The organism is Roseateles sp. P5_E1 (genome assembly GCF_054049335.1).
The window spans coordinates 1-687 of the sequence record NZ_JBFUMN010000218.1; the positions used below are offsets into that span (position 1 = coordinate 1).

1 protein-coding gene is annotated in these 687 nt (G+C 67.2%); it reads left to right on the forward strand.

Going from position 1 to position 687, the window contains the following annotated elements:
- Positions 1–687, forward strand: a 687-nt coding sequence (locus tag ACXJKJ_RS30700; protein ID WP_457395260.1) for a methyl-accepting chemotaxis protein, incomplete at both ends; no start/stop codon positions are given.

Below are 687 nucleotides of genomic sequence, written 5' to 3' on the forward strand. Positions count from 1 at the left end.
CCGCTACCCGGGCGAGAAGGCGGAAATCACCGCCACCGTCGATACCGTCAAGCGCAACCTGGGCAGCATCAACGACGAGATCAAGCGCCTGGCCGGCGCTGCCGCGGCCGGGGACTTCAGCCAGCGCGGCGATGCCACCCGCTTCGATCACGACTTCCGCCTGATGATCGGCAACCTCAACGCGATGATGCAGGTCAGCGACGACAACCTCGGCAAGCTCTCGCAGCTGCTGTCGGGCATCGCCGAAGGTGACCTCACCGTGCGCATGCACGGCGACTTCCAGGGCGTGTTCGCCASCATGCGCGACGACGCCAACGCCACCGTCGCCCAGCTCACCCAGATCGTCGGCCAGATCCAGGGCGCGGCCGGCAGCATCACCCAGGCCGCCGGGGAAATCGCCAGCGGCAACAGCGACCTGTCGCGYCGSACCGAGCAGCAGGCCGCCAACCTGGAAGAGACCGCCGCCTCGATGGARGARCTSACCTCCACCGTGCGCCAGAACGCCGAGCAYGCSCGYCAGGCCAACCAGCTGGCSATYGGCGCRCAYASCGTSGCCWSSCAGGGCGGTGASGTGGTCGGCCAGGTGGTCACCACCATGAGCGCGATCGAAACCAGCTCCAGGCGCATCGCCGAGATCATCTCCGTCATTGACGGCATCGCCTTCCAGACCAACATCCTGGCGCTCAA